Source organism: Ferruginibacter sp. (assembly GCF_049840995.1).
Taxonomy (GTDB): Bacteria; Bacteroidota; Bacteroidia; order Chitinophagales; family Chitinophagaceae; genus Ferruginibacter.
This window is the reverse complement of record NZ_JASGIP010000001.1, coordinates 18139-44602: the sequence shown is the minus strand read 5'-3', so window position 1 is coordinate 44602 and position 26464 is coordinate 18139. Positions and strand designations below refer to the sequence as shown.

Here is a 26464-nt window from a genome sequence, read left to right as displayed (position 1 = left end):
TTGTATATTTAAATGAGCAACGGGGCTGCAAAAATAAAATTATTTTCGTGTACCCCTTATCGTTTATAAACATATAACCTTTACATCATGGCAAAAGCAACATTAAAAACCGCCAAAACACAACTGAGCGCAAAAGACTTTATTGCCAAACTGGAAAATGAGCAAAAGCGCAAGGAAAGCACGGCCATCCTGGACCTGATGCAAAAGGCCAGCGGCGAAGCACCCAAAATGTGGGGCAGCTCCATTATTGGTTTTGGTGATGTAAAGCTGAAATATGAAAGCGGCCGCGAACTGGACTGGTTCAAAGTGGGTTTTTCTCCCCGCAAACAAAACTTTGCTTTATATGGACTGGATATTAACAGCCAGCAGGAAACATTGCAGAAGCTGGGTAAATATTCCACCGGCAAGGGTTGTGTTTATATCAATAAGATGGAAGATGTAAATGCCGCTGTGTTGAAAAAATTAATAGAGCAAGCCTGCAAAAAGAAGAAATAACAGCGAGCCCGGCCTTTTAAATATTATCCAAAAAAATTTTACCCGCTATTATATTGGTATCCAGCATCTTCGGGATGAGCTGGCAAGAATTTGTCTAAATTTGATAAATATTTATCGTTTTTCAATAAATATTTATTTATATTTGCATTGTCATTTACATCAAACTTAAAACAATGAAAGCAGGTACCAAACAAATTCTCACCGTGATCCATATTCTTGCATGGGTCGTTTTTATAGGATTATGTATTAAAACAGGAGCGCTGCTCTATTCCACTTTTGTAAGTCTTTTTATTAATGAAGCAGCCATTCATAAATTGTATATGGAGCTGAACCTTGCTGATCTGTATCATTTCGACAAGGGTTATTATATCCTTATCATGTTACTGATCATTTTTCTTTCGGCTTTAAAGGCTTTTATTTTTTACCTCGTGATCAAAATATTTTTAAAGATCAACCTGGTGCATCCTTTCAGTAAAGAAGTGTACAAGCTCATCACTGCCATCAGTATTGTTGGTCTTACCATTGGGCTTTTTGCTATTTCGGCCAGTAACTATACTGACTGGTTGATCAAGAAGGGGGTTCATTTTCCCGCAATGCAGGAATACGTTGGTGGTGGATCAGAATTTATTTTCTTTGCAGGTATCATCTTTTTTATTGCACAGGTATTTAAAAGAGGAATGGAAATTCAAACTGAAAACGAATTAACTGTATAGATATGCCCATAGTTGTAAACCTAGACGTAATGATGGCTAAAAGAAAAATGTCGCTGAATGAACTTTCGGAGAAAGTGGATCTTACACTGGCCAATCTTTCCATTTTAAAAACGGGAAAAGCCAAGGCCATACGGTTCAGCACACTCGAAGCTATCTGTAAGGCATTGAACTGCCAGCCGGGCGACATACTCGAATTTGTTGATGATTCAGTGCAGGGATCGTTGCTGGTATAAATAATATTACATCCATTTTTAAACAGGTATATATGTTACGGAAATGTGCCAGGCTGTTGGGCGTTGTTATTGCCATTTCAATTTTACTGGCAGCCACTTTTTATCTTCCAGCCGGGTTAAGGCCCTGCTTCCCCCTGCACCTGGAAGTTTTTTTGCCGGGCAGGTAGTGCAATGCAACTTCTTACATCGTTTAGCAACCGCTTATCAATTGCGTTTTGCCGGGGTGCAGAAAATTCTTTTCTTTAAGCTGCATCACACACATTAAACCAATCATTATGCGCCGGATAGTAGGTTGCTTTTCGTTATTATTCAGCACTGCACTTGCTGCACAAACAATGGATACCGTTGTAAACAAAAAGAACGGCGTGCTGGAAAGCTATTATTTTACACTGTTACCGAAACAGCCATCAAAAGGTTTACTGGTGGTGTTGGGTGGTTTCAGTACACCGAGTGAAACTCTGATAGAAACGAACCTTCCGAAAAAAGCATGCGATGCAGGATACACCGTAGTGTTGCCATTCTTATACCGTGCCGATCTTGTTGACAGTACGAATATATTTCAATCAAGACTGGAAGCATTGATACCCGAAGTGATCACCAAATATCATATCCCTAAAGATAAATTCATACTTGGCGGTCAGTCGTGGGCCGGGCACCAGGCCATGCTGTATGCTGAAAGAGCGTTTACTCCTGGTTATCACTCTGTCATTAAACCCGATCTTGTTTTTGCAGTGGATCCCCCACTCGATCTTAAAAGATTATACAATGGTTATGTACGTACCATCAGTCTTGACCCCGCTGCAAAAAATGCAGAAGCGCAAATGATCACTACCCTATTTAAAAACACATTTGTCGGCAGCCCCGAACAACAACCTGCTGCTTATGAAAAAGCTTCTTCGTTTTACCGGGATGCTGCCAATGGCGGCAATGCAAAATATCTTACCGGCATTCCTGTAAGGTTGTATTCTGATCCTGATATCAACTGGTTCATTACACAACGCAACAGCCCGGTTGAATGGACCAATCTTGCTGATATCTCTGCCTGCATTGTGCAACTGCGGCTGCTGGGTAATAAAAATGCCGAGTATATTTCCTGCCTGGGCAAAGGTTTTTTACCCGATGGCAAGCGGCACCCGCATGCGTTCTCAATGCTGGATGCAGATGAGTTTGTTGCCTGGGCCAATAAAATGCTGTATCCCTAATAAAATATTGGATAGCTTTGCATTTCTTTCAAATGCCATACAATGGATAAAAAACAGGTATTGGAGAAGCTGCACAAACAAATGATCGCTGAGATACAGGATTACGCGATCATACTGCTGGATATTGATGGAACCATTTTATCGTGGAATATCGGCGCCGAAAAAATAAAGGGTTATAAAGAAGAAGAAATATTAGGGCAAAACTTCCGGATCTTTTATTTGCCGCAGGACAGGCAGGCCGGGCTGCCGGAACAGCTGATCGATCTGGCAAAAAGAGAAGGCCGTGCCAGGCATATCGGCAGGCGATTGAAGAAGGATGGCACTATCTTCTGGGGTAGCATTCTTATTACTGCTTTGCATGATGATGACGGTACGGTGATCGGTTTTACCAAACTTACCAAGGAAATGTCCGATCATGAAAAAATATAAATCTGCGTGTAGCCGGTACCGGTATCATACTTTTTCGTAAGCCAGCTTCACTCCCAATCCAATAAAAACAGCTCCCATTATTTTATTGAGCCATAAGGTTACCCGTTGGTTCTTCCTTAGTCTTGCTGTTAATGCACTTGCAAAATAAACCAGTGTGCAATTGATGATGATGGCAATGATGTTTACTGTACAGCCCAGCAAAACTATCTGCAGCGACTGGTGACTGCTATGCGTATCGATGAACTGTGGCAGAAAGGCCAGGAAGAAGATGGCTACTTTGGGATTGAGTACATCGCTTAAAAATCCCTGCCAGAATACAGACCTGTAGCTTTGTTTTTTTATACCGTTCGCTTGCACCACTAATTCATTTTGCCGGCTCATTAATACACGGATACCGATGTATACAAGGTATACAGCACCTGCCCATTTTACAATGGTCAATGCGGTAGCTGATGCAGCGAGTATTGCGGACAATCCTGTTACTGCAGCCAGCAGGTGCACATAAGCGCCTGCATTGATGCCCACCGCGGCGATGATGCCTGCTTTACGGCCCTGTGCCAGTGTGCGGCCCAATAAAAAGATCATATCAGGGCCGGGCACTATGCAGAGTATAATGCTGGCCATTACGAATAATAAATAATTATCCAGGTGCATAAGCTATAAAATGTGTATTGAAAATAATAAAAATTTCCGCCGCTATTTAAGTTGGTGACCCGAAATTATTTGTCTATTTTAAGCATTGTAAATTTTTAATACGGGATTACTATATGCTTGATATAACAGACATACGTGAAAGGTACGCCAAAATGCTGGATAGCCAGTTAATTGCTATTGCTCAAAAGGATGGTCATGAGTTGACACCAGCTGCGTTTGAAATTTTAAAAGAAGAATTTGAAAAAAGGGGGCTGGATTTTTCCTATATCACACATGCTGAAGAGAACAAGCGATTGGCCCATCAGGAAAAGATAGAACAATTTAAAGCCGCCGCATCCAGTGATACTTTAAAGGCAGCCTGGCAATATGTTATCAACGAAAAAGCTGCCGGTACTGACGATAGTGCAATAATAACCGGCTTATTGGAACGTGGTATCGGCGAACCCGAGGCAATGTCCATCATTGCTAATATTAAAAACAAGCTCAAAGAAATGATAGATCATGCATCCAACCGGATGTTGCTGGGTGGAGGTATTTTTTTTCTCGGATCTTTTATTACTTTCTATTCTTATGCTTCTGCAGTTGTAGATGGTGGTCGTTATGTAGTGGTATGGGGTATTATTCTTATAGGAGTAATACATTCTTTTCGTGGACAATCCGAAAAAGCAAAGTATCAAAGAATATTAAAAAGCATTGGAGGTGATTGACCTTAGGTACTGCATCATAATTACATAGGTATTATAGAATTAAAAAGATATGTTCTGTTGAATGATTTTAATAAACTTTTAATAAAGTTTTACAAGAATAAAGATTGGCAGGTTCTTCACAAATGAACCGCATTGTTTGTTTCATTCATCAATTTTAAATGATAAATTTGAATATCAATGAACCAATAGCACGATATGAGCCCATTCTGGAAGAACATAGTGATCAAACAAATTCTTAAACCTACTGCTGAAGAGATAAAAGAAGGCAGGCAATATTCTGATTATGAGCTGGCAAAGGGCATGTGGGAATTAAAACTGATCTTCATCAACCATATCAAAGATTTTTTATTGATCGTGGCAGGTATTTTTTCAGCTGCTTTAGGTTTTAAGGGTTTTTTATTGACCAACCATTTTATTGATGGCGGTGCTACAGGTATCTCGCTCTTAATTTCTGCATTAACGGATGTCCCTTTATATGTTTTACTGCTACTGGTAAATATTCCTTTTATTTTATTAGGATATAAAACTGTTGGGAAAGCTTTTGCTATTAAAACGGCATTGGCTATTTCGGGTTTGGCGCTCGTGGTGGCCACTGTACATTTTCCGGATGTAACGAGGGATAATTTACTGGTGGCGGTGTTTGGCGGATTTTTTCTTGGTGCCGGCATTGGTCTTTCAGTAAGGGGCGGTGCGGTTATCGATGGCACTGAAGTGCTGGCCATTTATTTAAGCCGCAAGCTGGGCACCACTATCGGCGATATCATCATTCTCATCAACATCATCATCTTCGGTACAGCGGCTTATTTTTTAACTATCGAGATCGCTTTGTATTCGATGGTAACTTACTTGGCTGCTTCCAAAACATTGGATTTTGTTATTGAAGGTATTGAAGAGTACACCGGTGTTACCATTATTTCCCCGCATAGTGAAGAGATAAGGGCGATGATCGTGAATACTATAGGGCGTGGTGTAACAGTGTACAATGGCAAACGTGGTTTTGGCAAGAATGGTGAATCGAAGGATATTGATATTGTGTACACGGTTGTTACAAGACTGGAATTAAACAAACTGAATACGGAAATTGAAAAGATCGATCCGCATGCGTTTGTTGTAATGAGCAGCGTGAAAGATACTAAGGGTGGTATGATCAAGAAAAGGCCGTTAAAACATTAATACCTGTTTTATGACCGGTAATACCGAACTCACTTTTTTTCATCAACAGGTATTGCAGTTTAAAAAGACTGTTTTCAATAAAGAGCATCTTTACGAGCCTGCAAAACAGGCAAAAAAATTCATGGATGATCATTTTGCTGCGCCCATCGATATAGATGCGATTGCAGCGAAAGCCTTTCTTTCCAAATTTCATTTTATACGATTGTTCAAAGCCTTGTATGGCATCACGCCTTATCAATACCTCAGCAGCGTAAGGATAGAAAAGGCCAAACAATTATTACGCAAAGGCCACAACATTACAGATGCCTGCTTTGCAGTAGGTTTTGAAAGTGTCACTTCTTTCAGTGGTTTATTTAAAAAGAGCACCGGCTATTCTCCCGCTGCTTTCAGCAAAAAGCATAAAAAATAAAATGCGCAATTTTGAAGAAGATTTTTAGTTGATAAAAACTCATTTTTGTGCTGCAAAAAACATTTTTTTCCAAAAACGATATTATGAGAATAAGATTGACCAGTGTAATGGTGGACAACCAGGAGAAGGCACTGGAATTCTACACTTCAATTCTGGGCTTTGTAAAAAACAAAGATATCCCGATGGGTGAGCATAAATGGCTTACGGTTGTATCTCCCGAAAGTGATGAGATAGAATTATTGCTCGAACCAATGGCCTTTGCACCCGCCAAAGTTTTTCAGAAAGCGTTATTTGATGCAGGTATTCCTGCCACTGCTTTTAATGTGGAAGATGTGCACAAAGAATATGAGAGATTGAAAGCGCTTGGCGTGCAGTTCAGTATGCCGCCTACTAATATGGGCGTGGTTACGCTGGCTGTTTTAAATGATACCTGTGGCAATAATATCCAGCTGATACAGGTTTGATATGTTATTTCATTAAAAAAGCTGCTTCAATACCTGAAGCAGCTTTTTAATATTTTATAAGCAGGCGCCTTATTTATCTTTTGTAAATACATATGTTCCGCCTCCCTGTTTCAGGGTCATTTCATTTTTGGTTAGATCAAAAACGATCACAACGCCAGCTGCTTCATGCGTAAAAGTATCCTTCGCGGTATTCTCCAAGGCTACTCTATCCTGCCCTGCAGGTTCTGCCATCAGTTTACCGTTCTCTCTTGTAAAGCTCACTTTAATGGGTACTTGTTTTGAGCTGTAGTTGCCGGTATATTTATCCAGTTCTGCATCGCTTAAACCTACCGCTTTTGTTTTAGTGGATGTGCCCCAGCTATTATTCTTTTCATCTGCATCTACGTATATACCGCCATCCAGTTTTATATAAGTGATCTTTTTAGTGGCGGTTATATCCACGGTGGTCTGCTGCTGGTCTTTTTCCCATATTGCAGCTGTTTTATGAATGGTCTCAGTGCTGCCATCTGCATATTCCAGCACAATATTTAACGGTATGGCATACCCGCCGATATTTTTGATCGTCAATGCGTAGCCGGTTTTTGTTTGCGCAGCTTTATCCAGCGACACATCCATGTAATAAGGTGTAAAGAACCAGTTATTCCAGAACCAGCTCAGATCTTTTCCTGCAAAGTCAGTAAAGCTGTTGAACATATCCCATGGTATCGGGTGCTTGCCATGCCAGCGATCCATAAATCCATGCAGGCATTTCCTGAACAGGTCATCACCCAGCATATCTTTCAATGCCAAATAAGCCAATGCAGGTTTGCCATATTCATTATGGCCCATTGCCTGGCCACTTAAAATATTCACCGGAGTAATGATGGGTATCTGTGTTTCATCAGAAGGACTGGTGGCCCAACCGGTTACCCTGAACTGCTTAAAGAAATTATCTGCTTTTTCTTTTCCAAGATCAGCCACGCCGATCATATTTTCAAATGCTGTGGTCCAGCCTTCGTCCATAAATCCATAACGATGTTCATTGATGCCCATGTAAAAAGGGAAATAACTATGCCCTACTTCATGCTCTGCAATAAAACGTTGTATCACATCATCTTCCTGGCGGCTGTCGTTGGCCATCATCGGGTATTCCATATCGGCAAAACCTTCTATGATGGTACTCTTTTGAAAAGGATAAGGTACACCGGGCCAGTTATTGCTGTACCAGTCCAGCGAATGCTGAATATGTTTTACCTGGTTGTGAAAGTTTACCGCTTTATCCATAAAAGCTGATTGACAACTGGCCCTTCTGCCTGTTTTTTTATCTACCACCACACTGGCGGCATCCCACACATAGTGATCACTGATGCAGAATGCCATATCGCTTACATTGCTGGCCTTCCATTTCCAGGTATTGGTAGCATTTTGCGTAGTGATATTTTTTGCATCCAGGTCTTTCTGTGTTACAACATTGATCACTTCATCACTGGTAAAGCTTCTGTTGAATTTATCGAGGTACGAGGGTTGCAATACTTCGCCGGCATTCAACAGATCGCCGGTGCCCCATACCAAAAAGTTTTTCGGCACTGTTACTGAAACAGTATAGTCATTAAAATCGTTGTAAAATTCCTGTGCATCTGTAAAATTCATTCGGTCCCACCCGTTCACATCGTCCATTACTGCCACACGGGGATAAAAATAACCGAGGAAGAAACTGGTACTGTCCAGCATACCTTCCCGCCCGCTTTCTTCGCTCATATCATAATGCCAGTCGAAGCTTAGTTGTATACTGTCGCCGGGAGCAACGGGATTTGTCAATCGTACGCCTGCGTTGGTGGAACCGTGCGGATCGGGAAATGCTTTGGCTGTTCCATTCTCCGTATACTTATCTATATGGATACCGGTGGTCAGGTAATCTTCGGATGCATTGCTTTGCCTTGCAGTACCGGGATTGTGGATGTTCACGATCAGTTTTATAGTCAGCCTTGTCAACGGTGTTGGGCTGTTATTGATATAACTGATGGTCTCTGTTCCTTTTACCGCTCTTGCCGGCGGCATAGTGGTGACGTTAATATTGTAGCGACCGAAATTCTGCCAGTATTTTTTACCGGGCTTTCCGTCTTTACTGCGGGTTTCATTTTCATAGGCCTTTTTTACATTTTGCGGCATAAACAATTGCTGCTGTGCAGTTGCTTTTACAGCAATAAAGAGGCAAACAAGGCTGAGTATTTTATTCATGGCGTTTAGTTTATAAGCAATGAAATTAGCGCCTTCCGATTTTTCCGCCTATTTTTCGGGCTGCTTTTTTATAAGTGGTAAGTACTATTGGCCGAAATATCCGCAAAAAAAGATCCCCTTGCCGTTTGACAAGAGGATCGTAGTTATTGTTGGTTTAAATTACTTTGTGATTACCAGAACTTAGCGTAAAGCGCCATCAATATCAGCAATGTAGCCACTATCATTGCAATAACAGATGGTTTTAGTTTGAACATGCTCTTATCCAGCTGGAATGCTTTCGGATTCACTTTAGGTCCCGCAAGACTAATGCCAATCATTACCAGCATGGTAATTACAAATGCCCAGCCCATGTTGATAAGGAAAGGTATTTCGTAAACGCCGTCGTTGTTCTTAAATGCAGTGTACATAAAGTTTTCGTGGCCCAGTAATGATACCGCGAAGCTGTTGAAGAAGATGGCCATCAGGAAACCCGTCAAAAGGCCCGCTACTGCAGCTGCACCGGTGGTACGTTTCCAGAACATACCGAGTATGAACATGGCAAATACACCCGGGCTGATGAAGCCTGTATATTTCTGAATAAAGGTAAAACCACCTTCGCCACCAATTCCTAAAAGGTCTTTCCATTCAAATATCACAGCCAATGCAATGGCACCCAACGCTGCCATTCTTCCAATCCAAACCATATTCTTTTCTTCCCCTTCTTTAGCTGAATCATTTTCTACCGACACCAGGTGATCGCCTGCACTGGCCGCTTGACCAGCCGGTTTTTTCCTGAAATATTTCATGTAGATATCCAGCGTAAAGATGGTACCGATGCTGTTGAGTTTACCGGCCAATGATGCAACGATCGCTGCGGTTAATGCAGCAATTGCCAGGCCTTTTAATCCTGATGGTAAAAATCCAAGGATCGCTGAATAAGCATCATCCATACCTCTTAATCCTTCCAGGTGGCCATTCTGATGCAATACATAAGCGGCAATACCCGGCAGCATTACAATGATCGGCATCAGCAATTTTAAGAAACCTGCGAATAAAATCCCTTTACGGGCTGTCTGCAGATCGGCTCCCAATGCACGTTGTGTGATATACTGGTTGCAACCCCAGTAGTTCAGGTTCACGATCCACTGGCCGGCAAAGTACATTGCTATACCCGGCAGTATCAGGTATTTATTGATATCTTCCTGTGATGATGCTTCTGTTGGTTTTTTCAATATCATGTGGAAGTGATCCGGTGCCTGTGCCATTAAGGTTTTAAAACCTGCTAGCGCATCCCTGCCCAAACCAAATTTTTCGCTCACGATAGTTAATGCAAAATAAATGGTTGCAAAACCGCCAATGATCAATACCGCTACCTGTATCACATCCGTATAGCCGATCACCTTCATACCACCCAATGTAATAATGAGTGAGAATACTGCGAGTGCGATCATTACGATGTGTAAATATTCGGGGCCTATCAAACCGCTGATGGCGATAGCACCCAGGTATAAAATAGAAGTAAGGTTTACAAAAACATAGAGCAATAGCCAGAAGATGGCCATGATAAGTGATACAGTTTCATTGTACCGCGTTTTTAAGAACTGCGGCATAGTGTATATCTTATTTTTAAGATACACCGGCATGAACCATACGGCAATAATAATGAGCGCCAGTGCTGCGATCCATTCGTAAGCTGCTACCGCAACACCTACAAAATAACCGTTACCGCTCATACCGATAAATTGTTCGGCAGAGATATTGGAAGCGATCAGTGATGCACCGATTGCCCACCAGGTAAGCGATCCTTCTGCCAAAAAATAATCGTGTGATGCAGAGACAGCCGCTTTCTTCTTTTTACTATACACCCAGTAACCATAACCGGCCACCAGTATGAAATAAATAACAAAGATCAGCGTGTCTAAATTTGATAAACCCTTCATAAGCAAGTTTAGATTTTATAATTATTAAATATTATTTGCCGTTTACCTTGTAAAATACGTCATTCCATCTTAATTCGTTCTTTAAATTGTAAATGTTCGTGTCTTTGTTGATACAAACAAATTCAATTCCTGCCATCGCTGCAAAATCTTCCATATTTTCTGCGGTAAGATTCTGGCTGTAGCCCGTATGGTGTGCGCCGCCTGCGTGTATCCATGCTGCACAGCCGGTCTGCATATCAGGATGTGGTTTCCATAAAACCCTTGCCACGGGCAGCTTAGGAAGATCGTTAGTAGCTTTTACAGCATCCACTGTATTTACCAATAAGCGGAAACGATTGCCAAAATCCATCAGCGATGCGTTGAGTGCAGGGCCTGCACCAACGTTAAAGACTAGACGAACAGGATCTTGTTTACCACCAATACCTAATGGATGAATTTCGCAACTGGGTTTACCGCTGGCGATGCTTGGACAAATTTCCAGCATGTGGCTACCCAATACCAGTTCGTTGCCCGGTTCAAAATGATAGGTGTAATCTTCCATAAAGGAATTACCGCCCGGCAGGCCTGCTCCCATTACTTTCATGGCACGTACCAGTGCAGAAGTTTTCCAATCGCCTTCGCCGCCAAAGCCATAACCATCGGCCATTAAACGCTGTGTGGCTATGCCTGGTAATTGTGGTAATCCATGCAGGTCTTCAAATGTATCGGTGAATCCTTTATAGCCACCGTCTTCCAAAAATTTACGCATGCCCAATTCTATCTTTGCAGCATCGCGTAAACTCTGGTGTTGTGCATTGCCTTTTTTTAATGAAGGCATTAATTTATATAACTCAGCATATTCATCACAAAGTTTGGTTACTGCTGTTTCTTTGATGCCGCTGATAACACCCGCAAGATCACCGATGCCATAGGTATTCACACTGTATCCAAATTTTAATTCTGCTTCCACTTTATCGCCATCGGTTACGGCTACATAACGCATGTTGTCGCCAAAGCGCACAAATTTTGCGCCCTGCCAGTCGTTCCAGCCCAATGCAGAGCGGGTCCAGCCTGCTATCTGTGCGATCACTTTTTTATCCTGCCAATGACCCACCACCACTTTTCTTTCCATACGCATGCGGCTCATCATAAATCCAAACTCACGGTCACCATGAGCCGATTGGTTCAGGTTCATAAAGTCCATATCGATTTCGCCCCAGGGTATATCGCGGTTGAATTGTGTGTGCAGGTGCAGCAATGGTTTTTGTAATATTTTCAATCCATTGATCCACATTTTTGCAGGAGAGAATGTGTGCATCCATGTAATGATACCGATACAATTCTTGCTGGCATTGACATCTATCACCAGGTTATAAATTTCTTCGGTTGATTTCAATACCGGCTTGAACACTACTTTTACAGGAATGTTCTCCGCATCATTCAGCGTTTTTGCTAAAAGGGTGGAGTGTTTGGCCACCTGTTTCAGCGTTTCTTCGCCATATAAATTCTGGCTGCCTGTTGCAAACCACACTTCCAGTCCTTTTGTGTTGATCGTATTTTTCATTTTTTCGTTTTTTGGAATTCACGCAGGGAAGTCTTCTTTTTAAAAGAAGATCTCTCTGACTGATTCTCTTTATTTTGTTAGTAGTTCAATGTCTTTTACCTGTGTTGGAAACCATACGGTCATTTCTCCCTTACCCCTGTTGGCCCAGCTGTAATACGGTATGGCAGTAAACCTTTGCTTTTGTGTAGCAATACTTTCGTTGCCATTGATCACCACGGCAGGCACTTCTGCTTTCAGCGTCATGATTCCATTTAATACTGCAGGTTTGAATTCTGTAGTAAAATCAGTACTGGCAGGAATGATAATATTGCTGGTTTTACCATTGTTATCAGCCCATTCAGCACAATACATCAATGGCCCCCGTTGCAATGCCACTTTGCCAATATCATTGCCGATCTTTTCGTTGGCCACTACTTTTCTTACTTCCATCGGCAGGTTCAGTTCAATCACATCGTTCTTTTTCCAGTTGCCTTTTATCACCGCATAACCATTCTGTATAGTATATTCCACGTTTTGCCCGTTCACTTTTATTGTTGGTTTTGCATCGGAGTTGTTATTAAATTTATACAGGTCCGAAGGTATAGCGCTGTTCTGCGCCCAGCCCGGTATGCGCAGCAATAGATTGAAGGCATTTGCTTTAGCGCTATTGATAGTGAATTTTAAATTACCTTCCCATGGATAATTATTCTGTTGCACCACCTGCACCGGTTTATTATTAATGGTAAGATCAACAGTGCTGTTGATGAAAAGATTCACGAATAAATTATCGTCTTTCAGCGCATACATATACCCCGGCACCGAAGGTATTAAGCGGCATACATTGGTGGGGCAGCAACTGCATTCAAACCAGCCCGATCTTTCCCTTTCAATATCTTTATGTGTAAAGCTGTTCCTTATTTCCATGGCATTGGTGTAAAAGAATGATTTACCATCGAGACCAATGCCGGAGATCAATCCATTGTATAAAGTTTTTTCCAGCACGTCTATATACTTGGCATCTCCGTGTAAAAGGAACATACGGTAATACCAATACACTTCTGCAATGGAAGCACAGGTTTCGTTGTAGGCGGTGCTATTGGGCAATTCGTAATTATTTCCGTACCGTTCTCCATCACCAATGGCGCCCACACTTCCCTGTACATAGATCTTTTTGCCAACTACATTCTCAAAGATCCTGTCAATGGCTTTGGTAAGACTATCGCTGCCGGTGAGTGCAGCAATATCCGCAACTGCAGCATATAAATAGCCTGCTCTTACGGCGTGGCCTACGGCTTCATCCTGCATTACTACCGGTTTATCATCCTGCCAGTACGATCCATTTTTCCATTCATCTTTACTTTTAGAATCATACCCTTTGTATTGCCCCCTTGCTTCTATAAAAAATTTGGCTGTATTTAAATATTCCTGCTTGCCGGTTACACGAAATAATTTTACCAATCCCATTTCCACAATTTCATGGCCCGGCGCCACGGTTCTTTTCCCGGGACCAAAGACACTGCATACCAGGTCCGCATTTTTTAAAGCGATATCCAGCAGGTTTCTTTTTTTGGTGGCCAGAAAATGTGCAACAGCAGCTTCATATAAATGGCCGGCATTGTATAATTCATGGCTCAGTTCTCTTTCTTTTTCCCATCTTTCTTTTCCTACCCAGCTGCCTACGTGTAATGGATTCGATTCGTTCTCGCCGTGTACAGGTAACCGTCAGGTTCCTGTGCTGCTTTGATGATCGTGATCAATGAATCTACATAAGCTTCCAGTTTTTTATCCGGGTGCACGGCCAGTGAAAAAGAAGCGCCTTCGATCGTCTTGTAAATATCTGTATCATCAAAAGGATAGGTGGTGCAGAATTTGCCCTGGTGCTGTGCGGCCATTACAAAATTCTTTACGCGACCGGTGGTTTCGCAACGCTGAAATGATGCCGGTATGGTTACTGTCCGGTTCGTTTCAATTCTTGGCAGCCAGAAATTATCTGATAGTTTTACCTGTGTAAAATTCACTTCTTTGATCGCATAGTCTTTTTGCTGCGCAATAACCGGCAGGCTTAAAAAAACTGTTGCTGATAATAAATAATTTCTCATTGTATAATTTAAAAGAAGCCTTCTTTTTAAAAGAAGACTTCCTGCAATTTATTTTACCGAAAATTTATAAACCGAAGTATGGGTATATTTTTCACCCGGTTTTAAGATCGTACTCGGGAATGTTGGCTGATTCGGGCTGTCGGGAAAATGTTGTGTTTCCAGGCAAAGCGCCGCATGCTGTACATATTTCTGCCCGTTCTTGGTATTAGTCAGTGTGCCATCTAAAAAATTACCGCTGTAAAATTGTATGCCCGGTTCGGTGGTAAATACTTCCATAAAACGGCCGCTGGCAGGGTGGTATAAAGTTGCAATACTTTCGAGTGTATTGGCATTTTTATTTAACACCCAGTTATGGTCATACCCGCCTTTTACTGCACCAATATCTTTGCCTATTTTCTTTGCTGTTGTAAAATCCATCGGCGTACCTTTTACATCGGGTAGTTTGCCGGTTGGTATCAATACAGAATCGACTTCGGTGTATTTATCTGCTTTCAGCATCAGTTCGTGATCCAGTATAGTGGAATCTTTGCCTGCTGATAAATTGAAATAAGCATGATTGGTTAAATTAACCGGTGTGGCTTTATCAGTGGTTGCAGCGTAATCGATCTTTAATGCATTGTCAGCAGTTAATGTATAGATCACTTCTACAGATAAATTACCGGGAAAACCTTCTTCCCCATCTTTGCTGAAGTAGGTTAATTTTAAACTGCTGTCGCCCGCTTGCTTCTCCACTTTCCACAATACTTTATCATACCCTTTCAAGCCACCGTGCAATGACTGACCATTGTTATAAGGTGCCAACGTGTAGGTGGTATCATTGAGTGTAAAATGTCCTTTTGCAATACGGTTGCCATATCGGCCGATGAGTGCACCAAAAAATGGATTGCCTTTTTGTGTAAAACCTGTGATAGAATCATATCCTAACACCACATCACCGAATTTTCCGTCTTTATCTTTTGTAAGAATTTTTGTAATAGCGCCACCATAATTGATAATACCTACCTGCATACCGTTGGCATTGGTCAATGTATACTCTGTTACAGGAGTGCCTTCAAAACTGCCAAATGGTTTTTCGGTAATGCCTTTTTTTACATCAGCAGATTTACCACTTTCATCAGCACTGTTATTACAGGAAAAAGTTACCAGCAGGGTTGCTGCCAGTAAGAGTGATGCAATTTTTTTCATGTTTAAAGCTTTCGTTTTATTTAAATATTAGTTGGTTATTGTAAGTATTATTGTCCGTAATAAGAACCGGGGCCATGTTTGCGTTCAAAATGTTTTTGCACCAACGCATCTTTTAAACGGGGTGCATTAAAATTGATTCTGTTCTGTAAGCAGGGCCATTTTAGCAATACATTCCAGCACGGCGCTGTTATGCACTGCTTTGGCAGCTGTTTTTCCCCAGGTAAATGGCGCATGATTACCCACCAGTACCATTTCCACTTCTTCGTAATTCAGGTAATTGGCCTTAAAGCAATTCATGATCTGGAAACCCGTTTCATATTCGTAATTACCTTCTATCATTTCATCACTCATCGGTGGTGCACAGGGAATATCAACGGTGTTGTAGTCCGCATGCGTGGTGCCGAAAATAGGAATATCCCTTTGCGCCTGCGCCCATGCGGTAGCGTAAGTGGAATGTGTATGCACAATGCCACCGATATTTTTCCAGTGCTTGTACAATACGGCATGTGTTAATGTATCGGAAGAAGGACGGAGATTACCTTCCACCGTTTTGCCATCAAAGTCAACGATCACCATTTTTTCGGGTGTAAGATCGTCGTAGGCTACGCCGCTGGGTTTAATGGCAAATACACCCAGGTCGCGGTCGGCGGCGCTTACATTACCAAATGTGAAGAGCACCAGGCCGAGTTTTGGCAGCTGCATATTGGCTTCGTATGCTTCCTGCTGAATGTGTGCATATTTGTTATTCATGGCTGATAATTATTGTCAATAATTATGGTTATACTTTTTCTATTTTATTACCTAAGTCTACATACATTTTGTACCGCCTGGCATAATATTCCACTTTGTCTTTTTGCGGTTCGTATGTTTTTTCAAAGCCCTGCCCCATCGCATTCATGGCATCTTCCACTTTTGGGTAGATCCCGGCTGCGGTTGCTGCAAACATGGCAGCACCATTGGCGCAGGTCTGTTCGCTGCTGTGAATGCGTATCGGCATGTTCAGCACATTGGCCATCACCTGCATCACGTAATTCGATTTTTTTGCCACACCGCCCAATGCAATGATCCCTTTTACCGGTATGTCTTCGCTGATAAAACGATCCACTATGGCCTTGCTGCCAAAGCAGGTAGCTTCCACCAGCGCTTTAAAAATGCGGGGCGCATCACTGCCCAGGTTGATATTACTGATGGCTCCTTTCAGCAATTGGTTGGCATCGGGTGTTCTTCTGCCATTCATCCAGTCCAGCGCCAGTTCATCTTTATCGCCCAGTTCAATAGCTGCAGCCTGGGTTGCCAGTGCTGCAATGATCTTATCTTCAATTACCTGTTTTTCATTTGCATCGTTCACAAACTGCAGTGGCCAGCTGATAAGGTTCCTGAACCAGGCATAGGCATCACCAAAGGCAGACTGTCCGGCTTCCATACCGATCATTCCGGGGATCACCGATCCATTTACCTGGCCGCAGATACCTTTTACCAGCGTATCTTTTACTTCGTTCACCGGTGCTACTAAAATATCGCAGGTGGAAGTGCCCATCACTTTACTCAGGTAATAAGGTTCTATCTGCCCGCCTACTGCGCCCATGTGGCAATCGAATGCACCGGCGCTTACCACTACATCGGCAGGCAATCCCAGTTTTTTCGCGTATTCGTTACTGATAGTACCAACCGATTGATCGGAAGTATAAGTGTCGGTAAATAATTTTGCCGTAATGCCATCCAGTACCGGGTCCAATGATTTGAAGAATTCATTGGGTGGTAAGCCATTGAATTCAGCCGACCACAAGGCTTTATGCCCGGCGCTGCAGACACCGCGTTTTAATTGAGCAGCATCATTGCCACCGGTCAATAAAAAGGGTATCCAGTCGCAATGTTCCACAAACGAATGTATGTTGTTGCGGATGGCTTCATCTTCCCGCAGTATATGCAGCAGCTTTGCCCAGAACCATTCGCTGCTGTAAATGCCGCCTACAAATTTTAAATAGTTCACCGGGAATTTTGTGGCGTGTGCATTGATCTCTTCTGCCTCTTTGGTTGCAGTATGATCTTTCCACAATACAAACATGGCATTGGGATTTTCTTCCAAACCAGGCTTTAATGCCAGCGGTGTACCGGTTGCATCCACTGCGATGGGTGTGGATCCTGTTGTATCCACAGCAATGCCTTTTACAGCAGCAGCAATTTCCTTACCCGCTTTCTGCAGGCAATCCTTTATCGTTGCTTCCAGCCCTTCCACGTAATCCAGCGGATGCTGGCGGAACCGGTTGGCTATTGCATTGCAATATTTGCCTTCCTTCCACCTCGGGTAATAAAAAACCGAAGAGGCGATCTCTTTTCCATCGTTGGCATTTAATAAAACAGAACGGACAGAATCCGTTCCGTAGTCAATACCGATCACATACTTATTTTCCGCAGCCATCGTTACAATTTTATTTCAGCAGTTTTTCAAACAGCCCATTATAATTTTCTATAAAACAAATAATATTATCGTTGTCAAATTCTTCCTTTGTGTGCATGGTCGTGATCACCACGGCTTTCATACCAGCCCTGGCAGCGGCTTCCACACCTTTGGGCGAATCTTCAAACACGATACAATCATACGGCAGCAAATGCAGTTGCGCAGCGCATTGCAGAAACGTATCAGGATGCGGTTTGCTTTCCGCCACATCATAAGCGCTTACAATGGCACCAAAATATGGACGTATGTTCAACCCATCCAGCACATAATCAATATTGAACGGGATGGCCGCTGAACCGATCGCCATTTTGATACCTGCATCAAATGCTTTTTTAAAGAACTCATCCAGGCCTTCTATCAGCTTCAGGTGTGGCCTGAAATTTTCCTGGTACCGCTTTTCTTTTTCTATCACCATTGCATTCATCTCCTCTTTCGAAAACCTGCCGGGAAAGATCCTTTCCAGCAGCTCTTCATTCTTGCCATAACACTGCAACTTGGTTTCTTCGTAAGAAATAGTGGCACCCAGGCTGTTCAGTATCTCGTACCACGACTGAATATGATAACTCATATCATCGATCACCGTACCATTGAGATCGAACAGGAACGCTTTTGGTTTTTCCATTAAATGAACCTGTTTATGATGTTCTCCAGGTACTCCTGGCGGCCACTTTTTACTGCTGGTTCGCCATTCGCTACTGCATAATTCCTCAGATCTTCCAAAGTTAGTTTACCGCTTTCAAAGTCCTTTCCTGCACCGTTATTAAAACTGGCATAACGCTCTGCACGTATGGCTTTATAATCAGATTTGTTAAGGATGTTATCTGCTATCACCAGCGCCCTCGCAAAAGCATCCATACCACCGATATGTGCATAAAAAAGATCTGCAGGATCGGTGCTGTTGCGCCTGATCTTTGCATCAAAGTTGATACCACCGCCTTTCAATCCGCCACCTTCCAGGAATATCAGCATACATTCTGCCAGTTCGTTCAGGTTGGTAGGGAACTGGTCGGTATCCCAGCCATTCTGGTTATCGCCGCGATTGGCATCCATACTGCCCAGCATGCCGTTATCAACACATACCTGCATTTCGTGCTGCATGGTGTGGCCGGCCAATGTAGCGTGGTTCACTTCCAGGTTGATCTTGAAATCGTTCAGCAATCCGTGTGCACGTAAAAAGCCGATCACCGTTTCGCTGTCGTAATCGTATTGGTGCTTGGTAGGTTCGCAGGGTTTAGGTTCAATAAAGAATGTGCCTTTAAAACCATTGGCCCTTGCATAATCCCTTGCTGCTATTAAAAAGTTGGCAAAATGTTCTTTTTCCTGTTTCATGTTGGTGTTGAGCAGGCTCATATAACCTTCCCTTCCGCCCCAGAAAACATAATTCTCACCACCCAGTGCAATCGTGGCATCCAGCGCTGCTTTTACCTGAGCACCCGCATGTGCCAGCACATGAAAATCAGGATTGGTGGAAGCTCCATTCATATAACGGCGATTGGAGAAACAGTTGGCTGTGCCCCATAATAATTTGATACTGCTGGCTTTTTGTTTTTCTTTTAAATAATCAGTCAATGCAGCCAGGCGTCTTTCATTTTCCACCACATCGTTACCATAATCCACCACATCCACATCATGAAAGCAATAGTAAGGGGTGCCCAGTTTGGTCATGAATTCAAAAGCGGCGTCTGCTTTATCTTTTGCACGTTCCACGGCATCTGCTTTTTCGTTCCACGGAAAAATATGAGTGGGTTCTCCAAAAGGATCGGCGCCGCTGCCGCAGAAGCTGTGCCAGTAAGCCGTTGCAAAACGAAACCAGTCTTTCATGGTTTTGCCTGCCACCACCTTGTTCTCATCATACCAGCGGAATGCCAGCGGGTTATCGGAACCTGTTCCTTCGAATTTTACCTGGCCTATGCCTTTGAAAAATTCTTTGTCGCCTGTAATAATTGACATACTCTTTATTTTTTTGTTTTTAGTGTATTAGTTATCGTGAGTGGTGAGTAGTGAATCGTCAGTTGTCAACACCCTGTTTTGTTAGTCCTTTTCTCCATTTCTGGTACAGCTCATTGTATAGTTTTGGCTGGGTAGGTTCGATCAGTTTTACGGGTTTAAAATTTTTGAAAGCATCTTTTGCGGAGCTGTAAATGCCTGCACCTATACCGGCGCCGGTAGCAGCTCCAGCACTGCCATCGCAATTGTACAATTCCACGGGCACATTGATGGCATTCACAAAGCTTTCGGTAAATACATCGCTCAGGAACATATTTGCTTTTCCTGCCCGTATCACTGTAGGGTGAATGCCATTTTCTTTCATGATATCAAATCCATAGCGGAAAGCAAATGCAATACCTTCCTGTGCTGCTCTTACCAAATGCCCTGTGGCGTGAATATTAAAATCGATGTTCTGTATATCGCTGTTGAGTATCCTGTTCTCGAATATCCTTTCGGCGCCATTGCCAAAAGGCAGTATCACCAGGCCATTGCTGCCGGGTTCCACGGCTGCGGCGGCGGCATTCATCTGTTCGTAACTCAGGCTGTTGCCGGTAATATTCTTTATCCAGCGGTTTAATATGCCGGTACCGTTGATGCATAACAAAACGCCTAATCGTGTATCCGTTGCCGTATGGTTTACGTGGGCAAAACTGTTTACCCTCGATTGCTGATCGTACGCCAGCTGATCTATTACACCATAGATCACACCCGATGTGCCGGCAGTGGCCGCTACTTCGCCCGGCTCCAGCACGTTCAATGACAATGCATTGTTGGGTTGATCGCCTGCTTTATAAGTTACTGTTACATTTTTACTCAATGATAACTTCTCTGCTATATCATTTTTCACCGTTCCATGCACTGCAAATACATCTTTGATAGCAGGTATCACTGTTTTATCAAAACCAAAATAGTTAAATACTTCTTCGGATAATTGCTGTTTTTAAAATCCCAGAAAATGCCTTCCGACAATGCTGATATGGAGGTGGTGATCTCGCCGGTTAATTTCATGGCAATAAAATCGCCGGGCAGCATGATCTTATCTATCCGGCCATAAAGTTCCGGTTCGTTTGCTTTTACCCATGCTAATTTGGCTGCGGTAAAATTGCCGGGAGAATTCAATAAATGTGATAAAGATCTTTCATGGCCGATAGTATCGAATGCCCTGTTACCGATCTCAACGGCACGGCTGTCGCACCAGATGATACTGTTGCGCAACACCTGCTGCTGTTTATCCACCAGCACCAATCCATGCATCTGGTAACTGATGCCGATTGCTTTGATACCTGCAGGATCGTATTTTTTGGTGGCATGCACTTTTAAAATGGCTTGTTGCACATTACTCCACCATTCTTCAGGCGATTGTTCTGCCCAGCCCGGCTGCAACGCAATTACAGGAGTTTCAGTTTCGGGGTATTGTGCCGCTGCAATAATACTGCCGCTGGCTGCTTCAATAACCGATACTTTAATAGAAGAAGTGCCTAGATCAATTCCTAATAACAACATATAAAACTTAATATAGCATTCAATCGCATATAAGCATCAAATTTGTATTTAATTACCAGTTTGTACAACTGCTATTTTGGAAATAAAATACGTTATCTTATCAAATTATACTAATTTACGGGCCTAAAGTTGATAAGATAACGGCTTTTATGGCCCGCAGATGGCGCTGATCCAGCAGATCAAAACTCTATTTTCTGCGTAATCTGTGAAATCTGCGGGAGCACTATGGATCATGAAAACACTCATTCAAAAGATACATGTAGAAGAGCAGTATTCCTTTGCCTGCCGCAGGTACCGTACGCCCGATTTTGAGACCAACTGGCACAAGCACGAGGAATGCGAACTGATACTGATCACCGAAGGACATGGGACTGCTATGATCGGCGATTTTGTAGGCGAATATAAGACCGGTGATATTTATTTTATTGCCAGCGATATCCCCCACTCCTTCCGCAAGCGGCATAATAAAATGATCGGTGATGCGATCGTAGCCCATTTTAAAACAGATGTTTTTGGCATATCTTTTTTTGCATTGCCGGAGATCAAGAACATGAATGTGTTTTTAAATAAAAGTGATGCTATACAACTCAATAACCGGTTGAAAAAAGAAATAGCTGCGGCCCTGGGCGAAATGGAAACTGCCACGGGTTTTCAACGGATCAACCTGCTGTTGCAATCCTTGCAAAAGATGAGTACCTCCACCAGTTACACCAAACTTACCCAGGATTTTTCTTCGCCGGATAATAATATCAATCCTGCTATTGAAAAGATCATCGAATATTCTTTTAAACATTATTTAGAACCGGTGACCCTGCAGCAGGTGGCCGAAATTGCTGACATGAGTATCCCAACTTTCTGCCGTTTTTTTAAAAAGAACATCAAGAAGACCTATTTTAATTTCCTGCAGGACCTGCGTATCAGTCATGCCTGTAAATTATTAACAAATACCAATAAACCCGTGATGGATTGTTGTTATGAAAGCGGTTATAACAGCTGGGCGCATTTCAGTAAGCAGTTCAAGCAGGTAAAGCAGATCACGCCTTCGCAGTACAGGAGGGAGTTTGTGGATAAGAGCAAGCAGTGAGGAAACTCCCGCAGATTACGCAGATGCCGCAGAGGAAATACAGGTTATTCTTTAGTAATGCGGTCGAGTTCTTTTAAGATAGCTGGAATGCGGAATTCGCCTTTCATATTTTTTATTTTTTCAACCGCCGCTTCAATTGGGTAGCCGATTACTGAAATGTATAGCGGATTTTTGCTTTCGCCCCGGAGTAATGCTGTAACTGTTTCTTTGTTTTTTAAAAAAGATGTTTTGGCTACACCGATTACAGGAACAGATTTGTTCAATGTTTCATATAAAATTCCACCCAATCCCAAGGAGCCATTATTATCTACATAGATATACCCATCAATAATGATCGCTTCAAGATCGTCGGTTTTTACCTGTTCAATTATTTTTAATAAGCAAGGCAATTCTCTTTTATAAAATTCACCCGGCACATATTCTTCCACACCGGTTATATTATCTATAATTATTTGTTCGGGCCTGTTACTATCCCAATTAAATAATACACCTACTGCTTTTGCAAATGCATCTCTATAATGTACATCAATCGCTAATAACATTTTCTAATCCCGTTTATTTTTCTCTGCGCCATCTGCGTAATCTGCGGGATAATTTCTATTGCTCTACCCTGAACCAATCCACTTCTGCAAAACCGGCGTCGTTGATCACCTGTGTACGGGTGCAGAAGAAGCCCATCGTAGCGCCGATCCATTTACCCGGTGTGGCTTTAAAAGTTTCCGGTACATCAGTAAATACTTTTCCATCTGTACTGTAACTGAATGTACATATAGCGCCTTTAGTAACTTTTAACCGGAAGTATAATTCTGTACCATTTATTTTCGTGATCTCTGTTTCTGTTTCAGGTTTGCCATGTTCTGCATCAATACATTTGGCATAGCTTAAATAAATACCGTCTGCTTTTTTGCTCACTGCAATATCTGCATAGCTCAATCCCAATACTGCCAGGCCAAATTTTTCGCCATTGGTTTTAGGATTGAAAGTAAATTTTGCAGTAGCAGTAAATTCTTCCGCAGGAAATTTTTGTGTAAGTACATTCGGGATATCCCAAAGGCTCTTCGCACTGTCGGGCCTTAAAACACTGTTCATGCGCAGCACTCCTTTTAAAGTGTAACAATAAGCCCAGTTCAGTTTATCATTTGCCTGCCATTGCCATTGCAGACCAATTTTACTGCCGTTGAATTCATCGCTTTCCGCAGGCGTTGCAATGGGATATTTTTTATTACCCACGTTCGGTTTCTTATAGGTCATTACCGGCTCACCGATACCGTTAGCATTATTATCCTCCCCCATCACCGGCCAGTCGTTCACCCACTTCATGGGCTCAAGGTGCACCACCCTGCCATACGCATCTTTATCCTGGAAGTGCAGGAACCAGTCTTCGCCCGTTTGTGTTTGCACCCAGGCGCCCTGGTGTGGACCATTGACAGTAGTAGTGCCTTGTTCCAGCACCACTTTTCTTTCGTAAGGACCATAAATATTTTTACTGCGTAAAATGGTTTGCCAGCCCGTACCTACACCACCCGCCGGTGCAAATACATAATAGTACCCGTTGCGTTTGTATATTTTCGGGCCTTCAATAGTGGCATCCAGTTCGTGACCATCATAGATCAGTACACCATCACCGATCACTTTATCTCCCGCAGCATTCAGTTCTTTCATCAATACCACGGATTTAAAGCCTGCCCTGCTGCCTGCCAACGCATGCACCAGGTAAACTTTTCCATCGGTATCCCACAATGGACAGGGGTCGATCAATCCTTTACCCGCCTGAACCATTACGGGTTCTGACCAGGGGCCTAAAATATTTTTTGCCTTGATAAGATAGATACCAAAATCAGGATCGGGATAATAGATATAAAATTCATTGTTGTGATAGCGGATGGAGGGCGCCCATACGCCATTGCCATGCTGCACTTTACTGAAATGATCTGCCGGCGGCTGTAACGTTAACGCATGCCCGATAATTGACCAGTTCACCAGGTCTTTACTGTGCAAAATGGGCAGGCCGGGCATATTATTAAAACTACTGCTTACCAAATAAAAATCATCCCCCACCCGTATCGCATCGGGGTCGCTGTAATCGGCATTGATAACGGGATTTTTGTAAGTGCCATCGCCATTGTCGGCCACCCATACTTTAGAAACTGTTTGTGCATGAAGCCATGGGGCGAATAGCAATGTGATAATAACAGCTGCAACGTTATTTTTCATCCTATAGTTTTTTGTTGCCCGCAGAAAACGCTGAATGCGCAGATGAGAACTGGATGAACGATTTATGCGGACGGGTTTAATTTTTACGCTAAGATAAGGGTTCAGTGATGATAAAATGTTGAAGAGTACGGTGCTAATGAAGTTGAACAGCATTTCTGAAGTCGATACAAGATGGTAGAGGCTATCAGCCTTACGGTTCAGGTCGCTCCTGCGCTATGCGCCCCGACCCTTAATAAAAAAGCTGCCTTACTAAGAAGGCAGCAAAAATTAACCTATATGAGAGCGACTTAAACTGCGATCTTTTCGCTGTAGATATTTCCAAATCGGTCGGTAACTTTTACTTCTATTTGTTTAGCACCGGGTGATGGTTTAGCAGAGAAGATATGATCTGCCAATGTTGGTTCAACAAACTTATGTTTCTTAGGTAATTCAGGTCCTGCATACAATTCCACTGCCAGTGGATCGAATGCCACCCGCTGCTGCATCGGCCCTTTTGCAACGCCATCTTCCCACCATTCCACTTTCCATTTTACATCCCAGTTCCATACATTGGCAATGATCTCATCCGGGAATTCTTTCGATCTGCCTTTTCCAAATAACGATAATTGATATTCTTTCGGTTTGCCGGTGGATTTATAATACCATTTGATATCGCTGCCATTTACTTCGTACACACCATAACCACTGGGTGTGCCATCGCCGCAGATCGGCCCCGTCCACCACGCTCCGCAAACTGTACCGTGGTTATGCTCCATCATATTACCTTCTTCCCAGGTATCGTTAAAATGTGTGTGCCCCGACATGAAATGTACTTTATAAGGCGCCAGCATTTTATACAACTGTTGCCTGTTGGCTACTACCGATCCCAGTTCTGCTTCTTTATTCGCTCTTCTTGCCGCGCCGGTATTGGTAGGTATATGCAGGTTAACGATCACCGTGGTACCTGGTTTCACCAATGCAAGATCCTGTTCCAGCCATTGCAACTGGTTCTCTGTAATGTAACCGATATATTGTTTTGCCGTACCGATAAAGAATACATCATCCAGCACCACGTAATGCAGTTCTCCCCTGTTGAAAGAATAATACGTGGGACCGAATTGTTTTTTAAAAGTTTTAGAAGACAATTCATCTGTACGGGCATCCAGGTCCATATCATGATTGCCGATCAGGTTAAAGAAAGTAACACCGGTATTTTCAACAGCCTGTTTATAGCCGTCAAATAATTCAAACTTATCCCATACCAGGTCGCCGCAACCAATGGCATGGAATAAAGTTTGATCCGGGTACGTTTTTACCAACTGCTGAAGATCGGGTACGGATTGTGTTTTTAATAGCTCCACATCTTTCTGTGATATCATTTGTGTATCGGCCCATACTACAAAACAATGTTGCTTATCATCCACTTCCAGTTTATCCAGCGAAAAATCGGCTGTAAAACTATTACCGGTGGTATTGATGGGCACATAAAACTTTGCGATACCTTTTTCGTTGCTGAAATGATAGCCCGCAGGTATACTGATATATACAAACTCAGCAGTGCTGATACTGTCCAGCTTATAATTACCATTCTTATCTGTCAATACGATACTGTAGCCGTCTGTTACAGCCACACCGGCCAATCCTGCCGACTTGCTGGTAACTTTTCCTTTGATCGTAAGCGGGCCTATCGCTCTTTGCGGTGGCGCTGAAATTGCTGCGGCTTCTGATAGTACAGGCGGCACCGTTAGCATGGCTCCCGCCAGTCCAAAATTCCTGAGAAAACTTCTTCTTTCCATAATATTCCTGAAATGTTGTG

The 26464-nt window shown here is 42.7% G+C and carries 26 protein-coding genes; 10 read left to right on the top strand and 16 right to left on the bottom strand.

Features of this window, described 5'->3' with window-relative positions:
• The first annotated feature begins 87 nt into the window (after positions 1–87).
• The 5 genes from QM738_RS00195 (at position 88) to QM738_RS00175 (ending at position 3072) form a co-directional block, all read left to right on the top strand.
• Positions 88–495: a DUF1801 domain-containing protein gene (locus QM738_RS00195; RefSeq protein WP_462274650.1), complete on the top strand. Its 408-nt coding sequence runs from the start codon at positions 88–90 to the stop codon at positions 493–495.
• Between the two features lie 173 nt (positions 496–668).
• Positions 669–1208, top strand: a complete 540-nt coding sequence (locus QM738_RS00190) for a DUF2975 domain-containing protein (protein ID WP_462274649.1) — start codon at positions 669–671, stop codon at positions 1206–1208.
• 2 nt (positions 1209–1210) lie between these two features.
• Complete coding sequence (locus QM738_RS00185; RefSeq protein WP_462274648.1) at positions 1211–1441, top strand: helix-turn-helix domain-containing protein; 231 nt, start codon at positions 1211–1213, stop codon at positions 1439–1441.
• A 275-nt stretch (positions 1442–1716) separates the two neighbouring features.
• Positions 1717–2643 (top strand): hypothetical protein, encoded by a 927-nt coding sequence (locus tag QM738_RS00180; protein ID WP_462274647.1) that lies wholly within the window; start codon positions 1717–1719, stop codon positions 2641–2643.
• 42 nt (positions 2644–2685) lie between these two features.
• Entirely contained in the window at positions 2686–3072 is a 387-nt protein-coding gene (locus QM738_RS00175) for a PAS domain-containing protein (RefSeq protein WP_462274646.1), read from the top strand.
• 24 nt (positions 3073–3096) lie between these two features.
• On the opposite strand, the gene QM738_RS00170 is transcribed toward QM738_RS00175, so the two are convergent.
• Entirely contained in the window at positions 3097–3726 is a 630-nt protein-coding gene (locus QM738_RS00170; RefSeq protein WP_462274645.1) for a LysE family translocator, read from the bottom strand.
• A gap of 113 nt (positions 3727–3839) precedes the next feature.
• On the opposite strand from QM738_RS00170, the gene QM738_RS00165 reads away from it, so the two are divergent.
• The 4 genes from QM738_RS00165 to QM738_RS00150 all read left to right on the top strand — a co-directional run bounded on the left by QM738_RS00165 (position 3840) and on the right by QM738_RS00150 (position 6479).
• Positions 3840–4433, top strand: a complete 594-nt coding sequence (locus QM738_RS00165; RefSeq protein WP_462274644.1) for a hypothetical protein — start codon at positions 3840–3842, stop codon at positions 4431–4433.
• A gap of 195 nt (positions 4434–4628) precedes the next feature.
• Positions 4629–5606: a YitT family protein gene (locus tag QM738_RS00160; RefSeq protein ID WP_462274643.1), complete on the top strand. Its 978-nt coding sequence runs from the start codon at positions 4629–4631 to the stop codon at positions 5604–5606.
• Positions 5607–5616: 10 nt separating this feature from the next.
• Positions 5617–6015 carry a helix-turn-helix domain-containing protein gene (locus QM738_RS00155; RefSeq protein ID WP_462274642.1) on the top strand — a complete coding sequence of 133 codons (399 nt, stop codon included), beginning with the start codon at positions 5617–5619 and terminating at the stop codon, positions 6013–6015.
• An 83-nt stretch (positions 6016–6098) separates the two neighbouring features.
• The gene (locus tag QM738_RS00150) at positions 6099–6479 is read left to right on the top strand and encodes a VOC family protein (RefSeq protein ID WP_462274641.1); all 381 of its coding nucleotides are present in this window, start codon (positions 6099–6101) and stop codon (positions 6477–6479) included.
• Positions 6480–6548: 69 nt separating this feature from the next.
• On the opposite strand, the gene QM738_RS00145 is transcribed toward QM738_RS00150, so the two are convergent.
• The 12 genes from QM738_RS00145 to QM738_RS00090 form a co-directional block, all read right to left on the bottom strand.
• A complete protein-coding gene (locus tag QM738_RS00145) occupies positions 6549–8696 on the bottom strand; it encodes a M1 family metallopeptidase (protein WP_462274640.1) in 2148 nt (715 codons plus the stop codon).
• A 170-nt stretch (positions 8697–8866) separates the two neighbouring features.
• Positions 8867–10615: a sodium:solute symporter family transporter gene (locus QM738_RS00140; RefSeq protein WP_462274639.1), complete on the bottom strand. Its 1749-nt coding sequence runs from the start codon at positions 10613–10615 to the stop codon at positions 8867–8869.
• A 31-nt stretch (positions 10616–10646) separates the two neighbouring features.
• Complete coding sequence (araA, locus tag QM738_RS00135) at positions 10647–12158, bottom strand: L-arabinose isomerase (protein WP_462274638.1); 1512 nt, start codon at positions 12156–12158, stop codon at positions 10647–10649.
• A gap of 69 nt (positions 12159–12227) precedes the next feature.
• Positions 12228–13772 (bottom strand): glycoside hydrolase family 127 protein, encoded by a 1545-nt coding sequence (locus QM738_RS00130; protein ID WP_462274821.1) that lies wholly within the window; start codon positions 13770–13772, stop codon positions 12228–12230.
• 41 nt (positions 13773–13813) lie between these two features.
• Positions 13814–14236 carry a beta-L-arabinofuranosidase domain-containing protein gene (locus QM738_RS00125; protein WP_462274637.1) on the bottom strand — a complete coding sequence of 141 codons (423 nt, stop codon included), beginning with the start codon at positions 14234–14236 and terminating at the stop codon, positions 13814–13816.
• Positions 14237–14284: 48 nt separating this feature from the next.
• Positions 14285–15421, bottom strand: a complete 1137-nt coding sequence (locus QM738_RS00120) for an aldose epimerase family protein (protein WP_462274636.1) — start codon at positions 15419–15421, stop codon at positions 14285–14287.
• A 126-nt stretch (positions 15422–15547) separates the two neighbouring features.
• Positions 15548–16171 carry an L-ribulose-5-phosphate 4-epimerase AraD gene (araD, locus tag QM738_RS00115; protein WP_462274635.1) on the bottom strand — a complete coding sequence of 208 codons (624 nt, stop codon included), beginning with the start codon at positions 16169–16171 and terminating at the stop codon, positions 15548–15550.
• A 28-nt stretch (positions 16172–16199) separates the two neighbouring features.
• Positions 16200–17840 carry a ribulokinase gene (locus tag QM738_RS00110; RefSeq protein ID WP_462274634.1) on the bottom strand — a complete coding sequence of 547 codons (1641 nt, stop codon included), beginning with the start codon at positions 17838–17840 and terminating at the stop codon, positions 16200–16202.
• A gap of 10 nt (positions 17841–17850) precedes the next feature.
• The gene (locus QM738_RS00105) at positions 17851–18501 is read right to left on the bottom strand and encodes an HAD family hydrolase (protein ID WP_462274633.1); all 651 of its coding nucleotides are present in this window, start codon (positions 18499–18501) and stop codon (positions 17851–17853) included.
• Entirely contained in the window at positions 18501–19829 is a 1329-nt protein-coding gene (gene xylA / locus QM738_RS00100) for a xylose isomerase (RefSeq protein ID WP_462274632.1), read from the bottom strand. Before xylA ends, QM738_RS00105 begins: the two co-directional genes overlap by 1 nt.
• Before the next feature lie 58 nt (positions 19830–19887).
• Positions 19888–20757 (bottom strand): FGGY-family carbohydrate kinase, encoded by an 870-nt coding sequence (locus tag QM738_RS00095; RefSeq protein ID WP_462274631.1) that lies wholly within the window; start codon positions 20755–20757, stop codon positions 19888–19890.
• The gene (locus QM738_RS00090) at positions 20754–21371 is read right to left on the bottom strand and encodes an FGGY family carbohydrate kinase (RefSeq protein ID WP_462274630.1); all 618 of its coding nucleotides are present in this window, start codon (positions 21369–21371) and stop codon (positions 20754–20756) included. Before QM738_RS00090 ends, QM738_RS00095 begins: the two co-directional genes overlap by 4 nt.
• 232 nt (positions 21372–21603) lie before the next feature.
• Between QM738_RS00090 and QM738_RS00085 the strand changes: the two genes are divergently transcribed.
• On the top strand, positions 21604–22455 hold the full coding sequence (locus tag QM738_RS00085) for an AraC family transcriptional regulator (RefSeq protein WP_462274629.1): 852 nt from the start codon (positions 21604–21606) through the stop codon (positions 22453–22455).
• A 44-nt stretch (positions 22456–22499) separates the two neighbouring features.
• Here QM738_RS00085 and QM738_RS00080 read toward each other — a convergent pair whose 3' ends face one another.
• The 3 genes from QM738_RS00080 to QM738_RS00070 all read right to left on the bottom strand — a co-directional run bounded on the left by QM738_RS00080 (position 22500) and on the right by QM738_RS00070 (position 26444).
• Positions 22500–22997, bottom strand: coding sequence for an endonuclease V (locus QM738_RS00080; RefSeq protein WP_462274628.1), 498 nt, complete (start codon positions 22995–22997; stop codon positions 22500–22502).
• A gap of 55 nt (positions 22998–23052) precedes the next feature.
• A complete protein-coding gene (locus tag QM738_RS00075; RefSeq protein ID WP_462274627.1) occupies positions 23053–24669 on the bottom strand; it encodes a glycoside hydrolase family 43 protein in 1617 nt (538 codons plus the stop codon).
• Between the two features lie 287 nt (positions 24670–24956).
• The gene (locus QM738_RS00070) at positions 24957–26444 is read right to left on the bottom strand and encodes a calcineurin-like phosphoesterase C-terminal domain-containing protein (protein ID WP_462274626.1); all 1488 of its coding nucleotides are present in this window, start codon (positions 26442–26444) and stop codon (positions 24957–24959) included.
• Positions 26445–26464: the final 20 nt, after the last annotated feature.

What these genes read in the sequence shown, in the direction of transcription:
- QM738_RS00195 (WP_462274650.1), top strand. Translation starts at nt 88, where the DNA reads ATGGCAAAAGCAACATTAAAAACCGCCAAAACACAACTGAGCGCAAAA.
- QM738_RS00190 (WP_462274649.1), top strand. Translation starts at nt 669, where the DNA reads ATGAAAGCAGGTACCAAACAAATTCTCACCGTGATCCATATTCTTGCA.
- QM738_RS00185 (WP_462274648.1), top strand. Translation starts at nt 1,211, where the DNA reads ATGCCCATAGTTGTAAACCTAGACGTAATGATGGCTAAAAGAAAAATG.
- QM738_RS00180 (WP_462274647.1), top strand. Translation starts at nt 1,717, where the DNA reads ATGCGCCGGATAGTAGGTTGCTTTTCGTTATTATTCAGCACTGCACTT.
- QM738_RS00175 (WP_462274646.1), top strand. Translation starts at nt 2,686, where the DNA reads ATGGATAAAAAACAGGTATTGGAGAAGCTGCACAAACAAATGATCGCT.
- QM738_RS00170 (WP_462274645.1), bottom strand. Translation starts at nt 3,726, where the DNA reads ATGCACCTGGATAATTATTTATTATTCGTAATGGCCAGCATTATACTC.
- QM738_RS00165 (WP_462274644.1), top strand. Translation starts at nt 3,840, where the DNA reads ATGCTTGATATAACAGACATACGTGAAAGGTACGCCAAAATGCTGGAT.
- QM738_RS00160 (WP_462274643.1), top strand. Translation starts at nt 4,629, where the DNA reads ATGAGCCCATTCTGGAAGAACATAGTGATCAAACAAATTCTTAAACCT.
- QM738_RS00155 (WP_462274642.1), top strand. Translation starts at nt 5,617, where the DNA reads ATGACCGGTAATACCGAACTCACTTTTTTTCATCAACAGGTATTGCAG.
- QM738_RS00150 (WP_462274641.1), top strand. Translation starts at nt 6,099, where the DNA reads ATGAGAATAAGATTGACCAGTGTAATGGTGGACAACCAGGAGAAGGCA.
- QM738_RS00145 (WP_462274640.1), bottom strand. Translation starts at nt 8,696, where the DNA reads ATGAATAAAATACTCAGCCTTGTTTGCCTCTTTATTGCTGTAAAAGCA.
- QM738_RS00140 (WP_462274639.1), bottom strand. Translation starts at nt 10,615, where the DNA reads ATGAAGGGTTTATCAAATTTAGACACGCTGATCTTTGTTATTTATTTC.
- araA (WP_462274638.1), bottom strand. Translation starts at nt 12,158, where the DNA reads ATGAAAAATACGATCAACACAAAAGGACTGGAAGTGTGGTTTGCAACA.
- QM738_RS00125 (WP_462274637.1), bottom strand. Translation starts at nt 14,236, where the DNA reads ATGAGAAATTATTTATTATCAGCAACAGTTTTTTTAAGCCTGCCGGTT.
- QM738_RS00120 (WP_462274636.1), bottom strand. Translation starts at nt 15,421, where the DNA reads ATGAAAAAAATTGCATCACTCTTACTGGCAGCAACCCTGCTGGTAACT.
- araD (WP_462274635.1), bottom strand. Translation starts at nt 16,171, where the DNA reads ATGAATAACAAATATGCACACATTCAGCAGGAAGCATACGAAGCCAAT.
- QM738_RS00110 (WP_462274634.1), bottom strand. Translation starts at nt 17,840, where the DNA reads ATGGCTGCGGAAAATAAGTATGTGATCGGTATTGACTACGGAACGGAT.
- QM738_RS00105 (WP_462274633.1), bottom strand. Translation starts at nt 18,501, where the DNA reads ATGGAAAAACCAAAAGCGTTCCTGTTCGATCTCAATGGTACGGTGATC.
- xylA (WP_462274632.1), bottom strand. Translation starts at nt 19,829, where the DNA reads ATGTCAATTATTACAGGCGACAAAGAATTTTTCAAAGGCATAGGCCAG.
- QM738_RS00090 (WP_462274630.1), bottom strand. Translation starts at nt 21,371, where the DNA reads ATGTTGTTATTAGGAATTGATCTAGGCACTTCTTCTATTAAAGTATCG.
- QM738_RS00085 (WP_462274629.1), top strand. Translation starts at nt 21,604, where the DNA reads ATGAAAACACTCATTCAAAAGATACATGTAGAAGAGCAGTATTCCTTT.
- QM738_RS00080 (WP_462274628.1), bottom strand. Translation starts at nt 22,997, where the DNA reads ATGTTATTAGCGATTGATGTACATTATAGAGATGCATTTGCAAAAGCA.
- QM738_RS00075 (WP_462274627.1), bottom strand. Translation starts at nt 24,669, where the DNA reads ATGAAAAATAACGTTGCAGCTGTTATTATCACATTGCTATTCGCCCCA.
- QM738_RS00070 (WP_462274626.1), bottom strand. Translation starts at nt 26,444, where the DNA reads ATGGAAAGAAGAAGTTTTCTCAGGAATTTTGGACTGGCGGGAGCCATG.